Raw genomic sequence first — 16797 nt, 5'->3', positions numbered from 1 at the left:
GGCCGGGTCGACTGGACCCGGCACATGCACGAGGGCGGCCCTTCCGACTCTGTCGGAGGACCGCCCTCTGTGCGTCGGGCTGACAGGATTTGAACCTGCGACCCCTTGACCCCCAGTCAAGTGCGCTACCAAGCTGCGCCACAGCCCGTGGCTCGCCCGTGCGTTTCCGCGCGAGCGAACGAAACCATATCCCATGCCCTGCACCCGGACCGAATCGGTTCCGTCCGGGCGCGACGAGGTCAGTAGTCGTGCCGCCGGCGCAGCTCGAAGGGACGCCCGTCGGGGTCTCCGAGCAGGCGCTGCGGGACCTCGAGCACGCGCCGCGGCCACCGGCCGATGTCGGGCTCGCTCACCGTCCGCAGGCGTCCGGTCGGGCGTGGCCCGAGCATGCCGCCGTCGTGCCAGGCCTGAAGCCTCGCGGCGGTCTCGGCATAGGCCGCGAAGAGGCCCTCGGCAGGGATGCAGTCCGCGAGCGCCGTGTCGTGCTCCGGGCCCGACAGCGGGCGGTCGAGGTGTTCCGCGGCCAGACGCAGACGCAGTGAGCGGGCGTAGGGGGAGTGGTCGGCCCCGGCATCGTCGACGACGAGGGCGGCGAGCTCGGAGTCGTGGCCCCACGACCGACGGTTGATGTTGTCCGACCCGATCGTCGCGTACCAGTCGTCGATGACGACGACCTTGGCGTGGACGTAGACCGGCCAGCCCTCGTGGTTCTCGATCCCGTATGCCGCGAAGCGGTCCGGTGCCGCCTCGGTGAACTGCTGGATCGCCTCGTACCGGCCCTCGAGCTGGAGGAGCTCGGCCATGCCGCTCAGGTCCGGGCGGTGGGGGAGGACGGCGACGAGGTGCAGCCCCGGGTTGTCGCGCAGTGCGTCGGCGAGCGCCCGCGTCACCGTCGAGGACCAGAGGTACTGGTCCTCGATGTAGATGAGGCGGCGCGCCTGGGCGATGGCCTTGAGGTGGGCCCGGGCGATCGAGCGCTCACCCCGGGGCGCGAACGGGTAGGCACGCCCCAGGTGCCGGTGCGGGTAGGTGCGCAGCACCTGGACGACGTGCGTGCCGCCCTCGACCGGGTCGGGAGCAGGGCGCCGGGGCGGCAGGGGAGTCGGCTCGTGCTGGACGCGGCTCAACCGGTCACGCAGCCGGGAGTGCAGGGCGGGGGTGAGGGGGGAGGGGTCCTCCCACCGCTCCCGGAAGACCGTCTCGACGTCGGCGACCGCTGGACCGGTGATCGCGCAGTGGACGTCGTGCCAGCCCGGGCTCGGGCCGTACTCGTCGGCGAGCGCCTGCTGCTGGGGGTCGCCGTGGTGCTCGGAGGTGTCCCGGCGCGAGTGCGCGACGTCGATGCCGCCGACGAACGCGACGTCGCGCGAGGGGTCGTTGTGGTGGCGCACGACGACGAACTTCTGGTGGTGGGCCCCGCCGCGCCTCACCCGCATGTCGAGCAGGACCTCGGCGTGCTCGTCGTCGTCGTCGGCGAGCTCCTCGGCGACCGCGCGGTTCTCCTCGGCGGAGAAGTCGAGCTGCTCGGTGTGCGAGCGCCAGATGAGCACGCGGACGTTGACCCTGCGGTTCTCGGCGCGGTCGAGGACCGCGAGCAGCCGGCTGTCGGGGTCGTCGGTGAGCTGCTCGTCGCCGTCGATCCGCCACCCGGCGAACATCACGAGGTCTCCCTCGACGGTGGCCTCGAGGACGCGGTGCAGCTCGGCGAAGTAGGTGGCGCCGTCGACCAGGGGGCGGACGAGGTTGCCCGTCGACCAGGCCCGGTCGCCGGGGTGGTGGTCGTCGATCGTCGTGTGGGGGTTGTCGCGCTCGTCGGCCGTGAGCAGCCAGCGCGTGACGTCGGTGTCCGGGGTCGTGCCCGGGTCGCGGTGCTCGCTCATGCCACTGCCCCCGCCATGCGGTCGACGGCCTCGGTGAGGATCGCCGGCGACGTGGCGAGGTTGACCCGCACGAAGCCGCGCCCCGACTCGCCGAAGGACGGGCCCGAGGAGAAGGCCACCTGCCCCCGCTCCCTGAACACGGCGGCGGGGTCGTCGCCCAGCCCGAGCCCGCGGCAGTCGAGCCACGCGAGGTAGGTGGCGGCAGGGACGGCATACCCGACCTGCGGGAGGCGGTCGGCGAGAAGGCGCGCGAGCAGGCTGCGGTTCGCGTCGATCTCGGCGGTCACGGTGGTGAGCCAGTCGCGACCGTGGGTCCAGGCCGCGATGCCGGCGATCTGGCCCAGGTGGCTGGCGCCGTGCGAGTGGACCTCGTGCAGCGTGGCGCCCGGCGGCGCCTCGTCCCCGGTGACGACGAGGGCGGCCTTGAGGCCGGCGAGGTTCCACGCCTTCGACGGGGAGAGCAGGCTCACGCCGCGTTCGCCGCCGGCCACGGTGAGGTAGGGCGTGAACGTGCCGTCGTGGACGATCGGCGCGTGGATCTCGTCCGCGATGACGGTGACCCCGTGGCGCGCGGCGAGGGTGGCCAGGGTCTCGAGCTCGTCGCGGGTGTGGACCGTGCCGGTGGGGTTCTGCGGGTTGCACAGCAGGTATGCCGGCCGCCCACCTCCCGCGCGTGCCTCGGTGAACGCCCGGTCCAGCGCCTCGGCATCGAGCCGCCCGGCCGGCGTGAGGGGAGCGTCGACGACGACCCGACCGGCCATGTCGACGAAGTCGAAGAAGGCGTTGTAGACGGGCGACGACACGACCACAGGGCCACCCGGGTCGGTCACCTCGCGCAGCACCTCGGTGAGCCCGATCATGACGTCGGCCACGGGGGAGGCGCGCGTCTGGTCGAGGGGCCACGACCACGTGTCCACGGCATACGCGGCTCCTGCCTCGACGAACTCGCCGCCGAGGGGGTAGCCCGTGTCGCCACGCGACATGGCGGCGGTCACGGCCTCGACCACGGGCCGGCAGGGCTCGGCATCCATCTCGGCGACCCACAGCGGGAGGACGTCCGAGTCGTAGAGACCCCACTTGACGCCGGTCCGCCGAGGTCGCCAGGTCGTCGCGTCGCCCGTGAGGAGAGTGGAACTCATGACCTGACTGTAGACACGACCACATAGGCTGAGGACATGACTGCCGGTGAGAGTTTGCGGGGGACCGACAGCGCCCCCGTCGACCGCGTCCTCACGCTGCCCAACGCGCTCTCGGCGCTCCGGCTGCTCGGCGTCCCCGTGTTCATCTGGGCGATCGCGAGCAAGCACGACGCGCTCGCCCTCGTCATCCTCATGGCGTCCGGGATCACCGACTACCTCGACGGCAAGATCGCCCGGCACTACGGCCTCGTCTCGCGGGTGGGGCAGCTGCTCGACCCCATCGCCGACCGCCTCTACATCGTCACGACGCTGCTCGGCCTGGCATGGCGCGACATCATCCCGTGGTGGCTCGTCGCGGTGATCTTCGCGCGCGAGGCCTTCATGGGTGTCGTCGTGCTCATCGCCAAGCGCCACGGCTGGACCGGGCTGCCCGTCCACTTCATCGGCAAGGCCGCGACCTTCAACCTGCTCTACGCGTTCCCGGCGCTCCTCATGGCCGACGGCGACGGCTGGCTCGCGTCGTTCATGCGTCCGGTCGGGTGGGGCTTCGCGTGGTGGGGCACGGTCCTCTACTGGGTGGCGGGGGTCCTGTATGCCGTCCAGCTGCGTCGTCTCATCGCGGACCGGGGTGCCCCGTGAGTGCGGTGCCACCGCGTCCGGCCAGGCGGCCCGACGCGTCGATGACCCTCATCACCTCGATGCTCGAGCGTCCCCTCGACCCCGGGTACGCCGCAGCCGCCGAGAGGCGCGAGAAGGCAGGTCTGCCCCGCGCCAAGGGCCTGCGGTCACCGGCCCTCATCGTCTTCGCCGTCGTCATCGGTGTCCTCGTGGGGATCGCCGCCATGCAGCTGCGTGGCGGCGAGACCACCAAGCAGCGCACCAAGACCAGCCTCATCGAGCGCATCGAGCGTCAGCAGAAGGCCGTCGACACCCAGGCCGCCCAGGCCGGTGCGCTCCGCTCCGAGATCGCCGGGCTGGACGCCGAGACGCTGCGCAACGTCAGTGAGGCGCTGGCCCAGCGGGTCGAGCGCCTCTCGCTCGTGGCCGGCGCCGTCCCCGTCCAGGGACCGGGGTTCGTCGTCACGGTCGACGACGCCGTGACCAACCAGGGGCAGGGCACGAACTCGGACCCGCGCGGTGACAGCGGACCGACCGACGGCAAGGTCATTGCGCGTGACCTGCAGATCCTCACCAACAGCCTCTGGGAGGCCGGCGCCGAGGCTGTCTCGGTCAACGGGCAGCGCCTCACCACCACCGCAGCGATCCGCTTCGCCGGCGAGGCGATCCTCGTCGACTACCGGCCGCTCAAGCGGCCCTACGTCATCACCGCCATCGGCAACCCCGGCAAGATGCCCGCGAGCTTCGCCGACGGCAGCGGGGGCACCTACCTGTCCACCCTCAAGAGCTCGTTCGGCATCCGCGTCAGCACCGTGGTGCGCAAACAGGTCACGATCCCTGCGTCGGCGACGCTGGGGACACGGGCCGCGACCCCCGCGGTTAGGCTCGACGGCGCAGCCACGCCCTCGTCCGAAGGAGAACCCTCGTGATCCCCGCCCTGGGTCTCGTCATCGGCGTGTTCGTCGGTGTCCTGTTGCAGCCCGAAGTGCCGCTGTGGCTCCAGCCCTACCTCCCGATCGCCGTCATCGCGGCGCTCGACGCGGTGTTCGGTGCCGTCCGCGCCGTGCTCGACGGCATCTTCAACGACAAGGTCTTCGTGATCTCGTTCCTGTCCAACGTCGTCGTCGCGGCCTTCATCGTCTTCCTCGGCGACCAGCTCGGCGTGGGCAGCCAGCTCTCCACCGGCGTCGTGGTCGTCCTCGGCGTCCGGATCTTCTCCAACGTCGCCTCGATCCGTCGTCACCTCTTCAACGCGTGAGCCGCCCGTCGTGAGTGCCAAGAAGAAGAAGTCCAAGGCCCCCCGTCGACAGGGGAGCCCTGCTCCCGCACGTCCGGAGGTCGTGGCGCAGCCGGAGGGCCCGACGTCCGCTCCGGCCGAGACCCGGGAGATGGACCGGGCCGTGTCGGTCCCGGTGGTGCCGTCGTACTTCGACCGCGTCGACGAGCCCGAGGTCGTCGAGGAGCCCGCGCTCGAAGAGCCTGCGGCGCTCGAGGAGCCCACGCTTGGAGAGCCTGCGGCGCTCGAGGAGCCCACGCTTGGAGAGCCTGCGGCGCTCGAGGAGCCCGCCCGCGCCGAGACCACCCCGGATGCCGCCGACCCTGCCGAGGCGGCTCCCGTCGACGCACCCGGTCCGGAACCCGTCGAGGCTCCGGCGCCCGTGCCGGCACCCGCCGCACCGAGGACGTCCGGGACGGAGCCGTGGCACGCCCGGCACGCGAAGCCGTCCGCACCGGAGCCCGAGCCGGTCGACGACTCGCAGCCCTATCCCGGCCGGCCCGGTCCGGCGGTGACCTCGCAGCGGGCGTGGCGGCGGCTCATCCGTGCCGGTCGTCCCCGTGCCACCAAGGCCAACGTCCTGGCCACCCTCCTCGCGATCGGCCTCGGGTTCGCCATCGCCGCCCAGGTGCGCCAGACCTCCATCGAGGGCCTCGAGGACCTCCGCGAGGACGAGCTCATCCGCATCCTCGACACCGTCGACCAGGACGGCAACCGGCTCGCCGAGGAGATCCAGACGCTGCGCTTCTCGCGCGACCGGCTGCAGAGCGACACGACGAGCCTCTCTGAGGCACGCACGGCGGCCCAGCAGCGGCTCGACTCGCTCGCCATCCTCACCGGGACGGCCCCCGCGCGTGGACCCGGCATCGTGCTCACCATCCGCGACCCCGAGTTCGGCGTCACCGCGCCGATGCTGCTCGACACCGTGCAGGAGCTGCGCGACGCGGGCGCCGAGGCGGTCGAGATCAACGACGTGCGGATCGTGGCCAACACATACTTCACCGACGGTGAGGGTGGGATCTCGATCTCGGGCAAGGAGGTGTCGGCTCCCTACGTCATCACGGCGATCGGTGACGGCTCCACCCTGGCGTCCGCGATGGAGATCCCCGGAGGCGTCACCAACACCGTCCGCAGCGTCGGCGGCGAGGCCGGTGTCGAGACCAAGGACGAGGTCACCGTGTCCGCATTGCAGAGCGTTTCCGAGCCTCAGTACGCTCGACCCATTCCCAGTCCCACCAAGTCCTGACCGGACCAGAAGGAGTTCACCGATGAGCGACCTCGAGTACCCCAGCGACCTGCGATACACGGCCGAGCACGAGTGGGTGCGCTCCGCCGAGGGTGACACCGTCCGGATCGGGATCACCTCGTTCGCCCAGGACGCTCTCGGTGACGTGGTCTACGTGTCGCTCCCCGCCGTCGGTGACACCGTGGCCGTGGGTGACGCCTGTGGTGAGGTCGAGTCGACCAAGTCCGTCAGCGACCTCTACGCCCCGCTGGCCGGCGAGGTCACCGCAGTCAACGCATCGCTCGACGCGACGCCCGAGCTCGTCAACACCGACCCCTACGGCGAGGGCTGGATGTACGAGATGCGTCCGAGCGACTCGAGCGCCGTCGACGGCCTGCTCGACGTCGAGGCCTACCAGCAACAGCTCAGCTGATTCCCAGCCCGCGTGGCGGGCACATGCCTAGTCATCCCTCGAGTGGTCATCTAGGGTGAGTGCTCCAGACGACACGAGGAGCCGCACAGATGAGTGACCAGAGTCGCGACACGCCCGATCGCGCGTCGGAGCCGAACCCGAACCCCGGGGAGTCGGCGCCTGCCCGCGAGATGGAGTCGTCGACGACGATGCAGTTCCAGGCGGTGCCCGGGCTCGAGCAGTCCGACATCGTCCACGAGAGCGAGCATGTCCTCACGCGGGCCGACCAGGCGACGGTCGAGGCGCTCCGCCCCGGTACCGCCCTCCTCGTGGTCCTGCGCGGTCCCAACACGGGAGCCCGGTTCCTCCTTGACGACGACGTCGTCACCTCGGGGCGCCACCCCGAGAGCGACATCTTCCTCGACGACGTGACGGTCTCGCGCCAGCACGCCACGTTCGAGCGCACCGACGGGCGCTTCGTCGTCAAGGACGCCGGCTCGCTCAACGGCACCTACGTCAACCGTGAGCGCATCGACGACTCGACGCTCCAGACCGGCGACGAGGTGCAGATCGGCAAGTACCGCCTGGTCTTCTATGCCGCAAAGCAGGCCTGACCGGCCGCTGACCATCGGGAAGGTCCTCGACGCCCTGCGTGAGGAGTTCCCGGAGATCAGCATCTCCAAGATCCGCTTCCTCGAGACCGAGGGTCTCGTCGAGCCGGCCCGCACGCCCGCGGGCTACCGCACATATGCCGTGAGCGACGTCGAGCGCCTGCGCTACGTCCTGCGTGCCCAGCGCGACCGGTTCTGGCCGCTCAAGGTGATCCGCGAGTCGCTCGACGCCATCGACCGTGGGCTCGAGCCGGCGCCCGACAGCGACGCGCGGCCGCAGGCACCCCGGCCAGTTGCCGACCCGGACGTTCCCGACGCGTCGGACCTGAGGACCGAGCGCGTCGTCCGGCTCACGCGTGACGAGCTGGCCGACGCGACCGGTCTCGAGCCCGCCGTCATCACCTCGCTCGAGGGCTTCGGGGTGCTCACCGCCGACGCCGACGGCCACTTCTCGGCCGCGGACCTGCAGGCGGCGCACGCGGCAGCCGGCCTTGCGGCATACGGGATCGAGGCGCGACACCTGCGACCGTTCCGTACGGCAGCCGACCGTGAGGTCGGGCTCGTGGAGCAGGCGATGAGCACGCGACGGGCCGGCGGCCGCGCCGCCGACCAGGCCCAGGTGGCCCGGCTCTGCCTCCAGCTGCACGCGGCCCTGGTCAAGGGTGGTCTGGCCCGACCCTGACGACGTACGGTGGAGCAGTGAAGCCACTGGACGTTCTCGGGGTCCGTGTCGAGATGCCGACGAACCAGCCCATCGTCCTGCTCCGTGAGCGTGACGGCAGCCGTTACCTGCCCATCTGGGTCGGCGCCGCCGAGGCCGCGGCGATCGCCTACGCCCAGCAGGGCGTGGTGCCGCCGAGGCCGCTGACCCACGACCTGCTCAAGAACGTCCTCACCGACCTCGGTCACACGATCGACCGCGTGCGGATCATCTCGCTGGAGGACGGTGTCTTCCACGCGGTGCTCGACATCGACGGCGGAGCCAGCGGTGGCGGGCAGAGCATCGACTCCCGGTCGTCCGACGCGATCGCCCTCGCCCTGCGGGCCGGTGTCGAGATCGTCACCTCCGAGGACCTGCTCGACCAGGCCGGTGTGGCCATGGCGGGGGAGCAGGAGGACGACGAGGTCGAGAAGTTCAAGGAGTTCCTCGACCACGTCTCGGCGGACGACTTCGACACGGGACAACAACCGTCAAGTTGAGCCTGAGTGTTACTGGTGTTACTCACGACACGCATGAGGTTAGGGTCGAGTGGTAGTTGACCCGTGCCCCGCTGCCCCCTAGCGTCGCCCTCAAGAGAACGACGACCATGTAGTTACAGCGCATTCGTGGAGCAGCAGGAGGACGGCGTGAACGCCATCGAAGAGAACCCCAAGGGGCATGTGCCGGTCGCGGCCCAGGGTCTGCTGTTCACCGACGACCTCCCCGAGCTCGACGAGGAGCTGGGCTACCGCGGTCCCACGGCCTGCAAGGCGGCCGGGATCACCTACCGGCAGCTCGACTACTGGGCGCGCACCGCGCTCGTCGAGCCGTCGGTGCGTGGCGCCGCGGGCTCCGGGTCGCAGCGCCTCTACGGCTTCCGCGACATCCTCGCTCTCAAGGTCGTCAAGCGGCTGCTCGACACGGGCGTCTCGCTCCAGCAGATCCGTGGCGCCGTGCAGGTGCTGCGCGACCGCGGTGTCGACGACCTCGCCCAGATCACGCTGATGAGCGACGGCGCGTCCGTCTACGAGTGCACCTCGAACGAGGAGGTCATCGACCTGCTCCAGGGTGGCCAGGGTGTCTTCGGCATCGCCGTCGGCAAGGTGTGGCGCGAGGTCGAGGGCGACCTCTCGCACCTGCCCGGTGAGCGTGCGAGCGACGAGACCCCGGCGGCGCACCCGGACGACGAGCTGAGCGCCCGTCGCGCGGCCCGGCTCGCCTGACGCCCGACCTGATCCACCCGACGGTGCGTGCCCTCCGGGGCGCGCACCGTTTTGTTACCCTGAGCGGGCCGCAAACACCGTGCGGGAGAGTCCTCGGCCCGTCAGGGACCGGGGCGCCGAAGGGGCAAACTCCCCGGAACCTCTCAGGCGCAAAGGACCGCACGGATCAGGCACCTCTGAGACGGCTCAGGCCGCGACAGATGGGGAGGCCCGTGCCCGTCCCGTGCGCCAGGAGCCTCACTTCATGACCGACACCACGCTCAGCCCGACCGACCTGCCCGCCTTCGCCGGCCGCCACATCGGGCCCGATGACGAGGCCGTGGCGCAGATGCTCGCCGCCATCGGTCGCTCGAGCCTCGACGACCTCACCTCGACCGCCGTCCCCGACGCGATCCGCGCGACGCAGTCCATGGACATCGCCCCGGCCGAGTCCGAGGCCGCCGTCGTCAAGGAGCTGCGCGCCCTCGCGGGTCGCAACTCGGTGCTCACCTCGATGATCGGGCTGGGCTACTACGGCACCGTCGTCCCGGCCGTCATCCAGCGCAACGTCCTCGAGAACCCGGCCTGGTACACGGCATACACGCCCTACCAGCCGGAGATCTCGCAGGGACGTCTCGAGGCCCTGCTCAACTTCCAGACCGTCGTCAGCGACCTCACCGGGCTGAGCACGTCGGGTGCCTCGCTGCTCGACGAGGCCACCGCCGCCGCCGAGGCGATGACGCTGATGCGCCGCTCGAGCAAGGCCGCCGCCGACGCCGTGCTCCTCGTCGACGAGGCCGTCTTCCCGCAGACCCTCGCGGTCATGCGGACCCGGGCCCTGCCGCTCGGCATCGAGATCGTTGTCGCGGACCTGTCCGGGGTCACCTCGGCCGACGCGCTCGGCGAGTCTGCCGGCGGTCGCGCCGTCTTCGGCCTCCTGGTCCAGTTCCCCGACCTCCACGGCCGGCTGCGCGACCACCGCGCCCTGGCCGCTGCTGCCCACGACGCGGGTGCGCTCGTCACCGCGTCGGCGGACCTCATGGCCCTGACCCTCGCGACCTCACCGGGGGAGTGGGGCGCCGACATCGCGGTCGGGACGACGCAGCGCTTCGGCGTCCCGATGGCCTTCGGCGGCCCACACGCCGGCTACATGTCGGTCCGTGCCGGCCTCGAGCGCACGCTGCCCGGTCGCCTCGTGGGCGTGTCGGTCGACGTCACCGGCGCCCCGGCCTACCGGCTCGCGCTCCAGACCCGCGAGCAGCACATCCGTCGCGAGAAGGCGACGTCCAACATCTGTACGGCCCAGGTGCTCCTGGCCGTCATGGCGAGCATGTATGCCGTCTACCACGGCCCGCGTGGGCTGCGTGCGATCGCCCTGCGCATCCACGCCCACGCCGAGGCGCTGGCCGGTGCCCTGGGGGAGGGTGGGGTCGACGTCGCCGATGGTGCCCGCTTCGACACGCTGTCCGTGAGCGTGCCCGGGCGTGCGGACGAGGTCGTCGCCACGGCGCTGGCCGAGGGCACGAACGTCTGGCGGCACGACGCCGACACCGTCATCGTGTCGGTCGACGAGACGACGGACCTGCACGACATCGCCACAGTGTGCCGGGCGTTCGGTGTCGCCGAGCCCGGTCGCGTCGAGATCGCCGAGCCGGGCTGGGGCGAGGCGCTCGACCGCACGTCGGACTACCTCACGCACCCGGTCTTCTCGAGCCACCACAGCGAGACCGCGATGCTGCGCTACCTGCGCCGGCTCTCGGACCGTGACTTCGCGCTCGACCGCGGCATGATCCCGCTCGGGTCCTGCACGATGAAGCTCAACGCGACGACCGAGATGCTCGCCATCACATGGCCTGAGTTCGCCAACCTCCACCCGTTCGCGCCGCTCGACCAGACCGAGGGCATCCGCGCGCTCGTCAGCGAGCTCGAGCAGTGGCTCTGCGACATCACCGGCTACGACGCCGTCTCCCTCCAGCCCAACGCCGGCTCGCAGGGTGAGTTCGCGGGTCTGCTGGCCATCGCGGCCTACCACCGCTCGCGGGGCGAGGCCGAGCGCAACATCTGTCTCATTCCGGCGAGTGCCCACGGCACCAACGCCGCCAGCGCGGTCATGGCCGGCATGAAGGTCGTCGTCGTCAAGACCGACACGATCACCGGCAACGTCGACATGGACGACCTCAAGGCCAAGGTCGAGGAGCACCGCGACGACCTCGCCGCGATCATGGTGACCTACCCGTCGACCCACGGCGTCTTCGAGGACACCATCAAGGACCTGTGCGCGATGGTGCACGACGCCGGCGGCCAGGTCTACGTCGACGGCGCCAACCTCAACGCCCTCGTCGGGCTCGCGCAGCCCGGGCGGTTCGGCGCGGACGTGTCGCACCTCAACCTGCACAAGACCTTCTGCATCCCGCACGGCGGCGGCGGCCCCGGTGTCGGTCCGGTGGCACTGCGCGAGCACCTCGCGCCGTTCCTGCCCAACCACCCGCTCGACCCCGAGGCCGGACCCGAGACCGGCGTCGGTCCGGTGTCGGCCGCGCCCTACGGCTCAGCCGGCATCCTGCCGATCTCGTGGGCCTACGTGCGGCTCATGGGCGGGGCGGGTCTGCGCCGGGCGACCGAGGTCGCGGTCCTCAACGCCAACTACGTCGCCGCCCGGCTGCGCGACTCCTACCCGGTGCTCTACTCCGGTGAGGACGGCCTCGTCGCCCACGAGTGCATCCTCGACGTCCGTCCGCTCACGAAGGCGACGGGGGTGAGCGTCGACGACATCGCCAAGCGGCTCATCGACTACGGCTTCCACGCTCCGACCATGTCGTTCCCGGTCGCGGGCACGCTCATGGTCGAGCCGACCGAGAGCGAGGACAAGACCGAGCTCGACCGCTTCTGCGACGCGATGATCGCGATCCGGAGCGAGATCGACGCCGTGGGCGCGGCCGGCAACGCCGCCACGAGCGTCCTGCGCGGCGCTCCGCACACCGCCCTGTCACTGGCAGGGGAGTGGGACGTCGACTACTCGCGCGAAGAGGCGGCCTTCCCCAAGGGAGTCGACCCGCTCGCGAAGTACTGGCCGCCCGTCCGCCGCATCGACGGCGCCTACGGCGACCGCCACCTCGTCTGCTCGTGCCCCCCGCCGGAGGCGTTCGAGGACTGACCTGAACCACGGCGTATGCCGTGTGCTCGCGCCGCGTGACCCGCTCGGGTCGCGCGGCGCGTCGCTTGCAGTTGAGGGGAGCCAGGCGCGGGGTGTGGGCTCCCTACGGCGGCTGGGGTCGCTGGTTCTCAGGTCAGGCGGCGCTCTCCGCGCCGGGTGCGGAGACGGCCACCGTGCTGCCGCTTGCGGTCTTGCGGACGGCGAGCTGGCTCGTGATCCGGCTGCGGAGCTCACCGACGTGGGACACGACGCCGACTGCTCGCCCGCCCTCGCGCAGCGAGTCGAGCACCGAGATGACCTGCTCGAGGCTCTCGTCGTCGAGCGTGCCGAAGCCCTCGTCGACGAACAGCGTGCCCAGGTCGAAGCCGCCGGCCTCCTCACGCACGGCATCGGCGAGACCGAGGGCGAGGGCGAGGGATGCCATGAAGGCCTCTCCGCCCGACAGCGTCGAGGTCTCGCGGGTCACACCGGTCCACTGGTCGAGCACCCGGAGCCCCAGGCCGCTGCGGGCGCCGCGGGCTGCGAGCCGGTCGGAGTGCTCGAGCCGGTAGCGGCCGTCGCCCATGATGCGCAGGCGCTCGTTGGCCAGCTGGGCGACCTTGTCGAGCCGGGCCGCGAGGACGTAGGAGGTGAGCCGCATCCGGAGGGTGTTGTTGACCCCGCCCCCGGCGAAGGTGTCGGCGAGGTCCTTGACCCGGTGGTGGCGCTCGAGCGTGGGCCCGGCGGCGTCGAGACCGGCCACGAGGCTGGTGCGCACCGTCGAGAACGACGACGCGGCGGCAGCGACCCGGGTCTGCGCGGACTGAGCCTCGAGCAGGGCGCTCCTGGCCTGCTGGGCCGCGAGTGTCACGGCCTCGAGGTCGGGCTCGGGGGCGGACTCTGCCTCACGCACTGCGGCGTCGTCGAGGACGGCGAGTGCGGCCGCTCGGGCGCGGTCGTGGTCACGGACACGGTCACCGAGTCGCTCGAGGGCGGCCTGAGGGACCAGGGCCGCGGTGGCCGACTCCAACGAGTCGAAGCCGGCCTCGGTCGTCGCCTCGACGGCAACAGCGGTGGACTCGGCGAGCCGGGTGTGGGCGGTCTCGCGGTGCTCGAGCGCGGCGAGCCAGGCGGTGGCGGCGGTGACGAGCCGGTCGTGCCGACGCGACAGCTCGCGGGCGGACGACGAGACCGGGGGCGAGCCCTCCGCTGCGTCATCGTCGCCCGCGCCGGTGCCTCCGCCCCGAGCGGCTCCACCGGTCGTCGTCGGGGTGCACGGGCAGAGGTCGTGGACCGCCTCGAGCTCTCGAACGGCCGCCTGGTCCGCAGCCTCGGCCGCGAGCTCCTGCTCGGCGACCGTCGTCGCGCGTGCGAGGTCGCGTCGAGCCTCGGTGACCGAGGCGTCGATCCGGGCGACCTCCGCGCGCAGGCCGGCCAGGGCGCGCTCGTGGGCCTCCTGCTGACCCGCACGGCGACGGATGTCGGTGTGCCGGCTCTCGGCCTCGCTCGCGGCGGCACGCTCGGCACCGAGGTCGACCTCGCGCACCGATGCGACCTCGAGCGTCTCGAGGCCGTCGGCCAGCAGGGCCGCGGCGCTCGCTGCCTCTGACTCGGCCTGCTGGTGCTGGAGGACCAGCGTGGCGTGCCGGGCGCGGGCGCGGTCCAGCTCGACCGGGGTGACCCGGTCGGCGTCGATGGCGGGGGCAGGGTGCTCGTGGGAGCCGCAGACCGGGCACGAGTCCCCGTCGACCAGACCCTCGGCGAGCTCGGCCGCCATCTGGCCCAGACGGCGTGCGACGAGGTCCTGCTCGTGATCGCGTGCGTCCTGTGCGGCGGTCCTCGCCGTGGCTGCGGCCTCGGCGAGGGCCCCGACCGTGACCTCGCTGGCGACGACCCGCTCGGCGAGGCGCAGGCGCTGTCGTGCGGCCTGCGCCGCCGCGGCGGCACCCTCCAGCGCGGCGGCGGCCTCGAGCGTGTCGGCGAGCAGAGCCTCCACCTCGAGGGCCCGCTGCTCGGCGGCCGCGCGGTCGGCGTCGGCGGTCTCGAGGACGGTGCCGGCGTGGTCGACGGCGAGCTGGTGCGTGCGGACCCGCTCTGCGCGGGCCGCCGACTGGGCCTCGAGCCGGACCAGCTCACGCACGGTGTCGTCGTGGGCGCGGAGCCGGGCGACGAGGTCTGCCGGGTCGTCGGCGTCGGCGTCTTCTTCGGCGTTGCGAGCGGCGGGGACGAGGGCCGCAGCCTGCTGGCGAGCGAGGTCGAGCCGGGAGTCATGCTGCGCCGCCTCGGTCGTGGCGCGCTGGACCGTGTCGAGGTGACCGCGCACCCCGGAGGCGCGGCGTGCGTCGTCGTGGGTCCGCCGCACGGTGGCGATGTCGTCCTCGACGGCGTCGAGGGCAGCGAGTGTCGAGCGGGCGGAGGTCGCGCGCGCCCGCAGGGCGACGGCCGTCCGAGCGTGCTCTGCACGCACCGATGCCAGGGCCTCGGCGCTGACCGCCACGTCGAGCGCCACCATCGCCTCGGAGAGCTGGGCGTCGAGCTGCGTGCCGATGGCGTCGAGCCGGGCGCGCACCGCCTCGGGGGAGTCCGACGATGCGGCGAGCCGGTCGTCGAGGTGCTCGGAGCCGCTGTCCGCGGGGTCGTCCACCAGACCGACGGCCGCCACGACGTCGCCGAGCCGGGCCAGGTCGGTGTCGACACCCGAGCGCACCGCAGCGACCGCCGCCTCGCTCTCGCGTCGCTGGGCCACGAGCCAGTCCTCGACGTCGGCGAAGCGCGAGATGTCGAAGAGCTTCTCGAGCAGGGCGCGCCGGTCGTCGTCCTTGGCCGTGAGGAAGGCGGCGAACTCGCCCTGGGGCAGCATGGCCACCTTGGCGAACTGCTCCTTGCCCATCCCGAGCACGTCGTGGATGACCTCCGCGGCCTCGTCGTTGCGGTTGGACACCACGCGCCAGCCGGCGCCGTCGTGCTCGGAGAGCGTCACCGTCGCGGGGTTCTCGATGGTGCCGGTGCCGCGCTTCTTGGGCCGGGTGTGTGCGGGGGAGCGGTAGAGGCTGAACCGGCGGGTGCCGCAGGTGAACTCGAGCTCGACCGACGGGGTGGCGGTCGGCGCCGCGTGGTCGCTGACGATGCCGCGGCGGTCACGCACCCCAGGGACGTCGGCGAAGAGCGCGAAGCAGATCGCGTCGAGCAGGCTCGTCTTGCCGGCACCCGTCGGGCCGTGGATGAGGAAGAGCCCCGCGGCGGTGAGGGTGTCGAAGTCGACGGTGACCTCGTCGGGGAACGGCCCGAAGGCGGTGGCTCGCAGCCGGTGGATCCTCATGCCGCTCCCGACCGGCGCGAGGTGGTCGACCCGGTCTCGCCGTCGGCGGCGGACCGGCGCAGCCGAGCGCCCTCGACGGCCTCCTCGAGCAGCGCGCGCTCGGCGTCGTCGGCACCGTGCCCACCCCGCACGTGGGTGAGGAAGTCGCAGCACACGCTGAGGTCGGAGCGCTCGGTGAGCGAGGCGGCATACGCGCTCATGGTCGTGACCGCGCCCGTGGGCGCGAAACGGAGGTCGAGGGTGTGGGGGAAACGCACGCGGAGGCGCTCCATGGCACCGAGGGGGCGCACGGGGTCGGTGAGCGTCACCTGGCACCACGCGCCCTCGGCCGCGTCGTGCCTGCGGTCGGAGAGCAGGTCCTCGAGGGTGCCGCTGAGCAGCGCCATCGGTCGCTCGACGGGCGCTGCGACGAACTCCACGCAGGGCTCGTCGGTGGAGAGGTCGACGAGCCACGAGCCCTTGGTGTGGCACGCCTCGCTGAACGACATGGCGACCGGGGAGCCGGAGTAGCGGACACCCTCGGCGACCTCCTGCCGGCCGTGCAGGTGGCCCAGGGCGGCGTAGTCGACGCCGTCGAACACCTCGGGCGGGACGGCCGCGACGCCACCCACGGAGATGTCGCGCTCGGACTCGCTCGTGGCCCCGCCGGTGACGAAGGCGTGGGCCATGACCACGGAGCGCTCGTGGGCACTCTCGGCGAGCGAGGCGCGCACGCGGTCCATGGCGGCGCGCAGGACCCCGGCATGGGTGCGCTCGGACGCGCCGAGCGCACCGGCCGTGAGGGACGGCTCGAGGTAGGGGAGGGGGTGCACAGCCACGCCCTTGACGACGACGGGGCGCCCGATGTCGTCGAGGCTCGTGCGGATGTGCAGACCCGACCGCTCGAGGAGACGGGACGCGAAGCCGAGCCGGATGGCTGAGTCGTGGTTGCCGCTGGAGAGCACCACCGCGGCGCCCGCGTCGATGATCCGCTCGACGGCGTCGGAGAGGAGGCCGACGGTGTCGGGAGCGGGCAGCGCGCGGTCGTAGACGTCGCCCGAGACGAGGACGGCGTCGACGGACTCGGAGCGCACCACCTCGACGAGGGAGTCGAGGAAGGCCGACTGGGCGCCGTGCAGCCCCACCTGGTGGAACGCCCGTCCCAGGTGCCAGTCGGAGGTGTGGATCATGCGCACGTCACCGAGGCTAGGTGGGTCCACCGACAGGACCGATGACCGAAACGCGGATTCGCGACGTTCGCACTCGCGCGCCGTGCTCGGATGGTGATTGAGTGGGGCCCCAC

The 16797-nt window shown here is 72.0% G+C and carries 14 protein-coding genes, 1 tRNA gene and 1 riboswitch; of the genes, 10 read left to right on the top strand and 5 right to left on the bottom strand.

Annotation, left to right across the window (positions count from 1 at the left end):
* Positions 1-74: 74 nt before the first annotated feature.
* The 3 genes from KLO01_RS13140 to KLO01_RS13130 all read right to left on the bottom strand — a co-directional run bounded on the left by KLO01_RS13140 (position 75) and on the right by KLO01_RS13130 (position 3019).
* Positions 75-148, bottom strand: a tRNA-Pro gene (locus tag KLO01_RS13140).
* Positions 149-239: 91 nt separating this feature from the next.
* Positions 240-1880 (bottom strand): phospholipase D family protein, encoded by a 1641-nt coding sequence (locus tag KLO01_RS13135; RefSeq protein WP_147065836.1) that lies wholly within the window; start codon positions 1878-1880, stop codon positions 240-242.
* Positions 1877-3019, bottom strand: coding sequence for a MalY/PatB family protein (locus tag KLO01_RS13130; RefSeq protein WP_147065834.1), 1143 nt, complete (start codon positions 3017-3019; stop codon positions 1877-1879). The genes KLO01_RS13135 and KLO01_RS13130 overlap by 4 nt, the downstream gene beginning before the upstream one ends.
* 36 nt (positions 3020-3055) lie before the next feature.
* Between KLO01_RS13130 and clsA the strand changes: the two genes are divergently transcribed.
* The 10 genes from clsA (at position 3056) to gcvP (ending at position 12217) form a co-directional block, all read left to right on the top strand.
* Entirely contained in the window at positions 3056-3658 is a 603-nt protein-coding gene (gene clsA / locus KLO01_RS13125; RefSeq protein WP_147065832.1) for a cardiolipin synthase ClsA, read from the top strand.
* The gene (locus KLO01_RS13120) at positions 3655-4566 is read left to right on the top strand and encodes a DUF881 domain-containing protein (protein ID WP_246136204.1); all 912 of its coding nucleotides are present in this window, start codon (positions 3655-3657) and stop codon (positions 4564-4566) included. Before clsA ends, KLO01_RS13120 begins: the two co-directional genes overlap by 4 nt.
* Entirely contained in the window at positions 4563-4895 is a 333-nt protein-coding gene (locus tag KLO01_RS13115; protein WP_147065830.1) for a small basic family protein, read from the top strand. The genes KLO01_RS13120 and KLO01_RS13115 overlap by 4 nt, the downstream gene beginning before the upstream one ends.
* A 10-nt stretch (positions 4896-4905) precedes the next feature.
* On the top strand, positions 4906-6159 hold the full coding sequence (locus tag KLO01_RS17435; protein WP_246136203.1) for a DUF881 domain-containing protein: 1254 nt from the start codon (positions 4906-4908) through the stop codon (positions 6157-6159).
* A 22-nt stretch (positions 6160-6181) separates the two neighbouring features.
* On the top strand, positions 6182-6571 hold the full coding sequence (gcvH, locus tag KLO01_RS13105) for a glycine cleavage system protein GcvH (RefSeq protein ID WP_147065828.1): 390 nt from the start codon (positions 6182-6184) through the stop codon (positions 6569-6571).
* Positions 6572-6660: 89 nt separating this feature from the next.
* Positions 6661-7164, top strand: a complete 504-nt coding sequence (locus tag KLO01_RS13100) for an FHA domain-containing protein (protein ID WP_147065826.1) — start codon at positions 6661-6663, stop codon at positions 7162-7164.
* Complete coding sequence (gene ftsR / locus KLO01_RS13095) at positions 7145-7843, top strand: transcriptional regulator FtsR (RefSeq protein ID WP_147065824.1); 699 nt, start codon at positions 7145-7147, stop codon at positions 7841-7843. Before KLO01_RS13100 ends, ftsR begins: the two co-directional genes overlap by 20 nt.
* A 17-nt stretch (positions 7844-7860) precedes the next feature.
* The gene (locus KLO01_RS13090) at positions 7861-8361 is read left to right on the top strand and encodes a bifunctional nuclease family protein (RefSeq protein ID WP_147065822.1); all 501 of its coding nucleotides are present in this window, start codon (positions 7861-7863) and stop codon (positions 8359-8361) included.
* A 147-nt stretch (positions 8362-8508) separates the two neighbouring features.
* Positions 8509-9084 (top strand): MerR family transcriptional regulator, encoded by a 576-nt coding sequence (locus KLO01_RS13085; protein ID WP_186828046.1) that lies wholly within the window; start codon positions 8509-8511, stop codon positions 9082-9084.
* A 72-nt stretch (positions 9085-9156) separates the two neighbouring features.
* Positions 9157-9254, top strand: a riboswitch (glycine riboswitch).
* A 74-nt stretch (positions 9255-9328) separates the two neighbouring features.
* On the top strand, positions 9329-12217 hold the full coding sequence (gene gcvP, locus KLO01_RS13080; RefSeq protein ID WP_147065817.1) for an aminomethyl-transferring glycine dehydrogenase: 2889 nt from the start codon (positions 9329-9331) through the stop codon (positions 12215-12217).
* A gap of 133 nt (positions 12218-12350) precedes the next feature.
* Here the strand turns inward: gcvP and KLO01_RS13075 are convergent, their stop codons facing one another.
* Positions 12351-15515, bottom strand: a complete 3165-nt coding sequence (locus KLO01_RS13075) for an AAA family ATPase (RefSeq protein ID WP_147065815.1) — start codon at positions 15513-15515, stop codon at positions 12351-12353.
* A complete protein-coding gene (locus KLO01_RS13070) occupies positions 15512-16690 on the bottom strand; it encodes an exonuclease SbcCD subunit D (protein WP_222611976.1) in 1179 nt (392 codons plus the stop codon). Before KLO01_RS13070 ends, KLO01_RS13075 begins: the two co-directional genes overlap by 4 nt.
* Positions 16691-16797 lie beyond the last annotated feature (107 nt).

Origin of the sequence: Knoellia locipacati, from assembly GCF_007992835.1 — a bacterium.
Taxonomy (GTDB): Bacteria; Actinomycetota; Actinomycetes; order Actinomycetales; family Dermatophilaceae; genus Knoellia; species Knoellia locipacati.
Note: the sequence above shows the minus strand (reverse complement) of the source record. Positions and strands in the feature narration are given on the sequence as shown.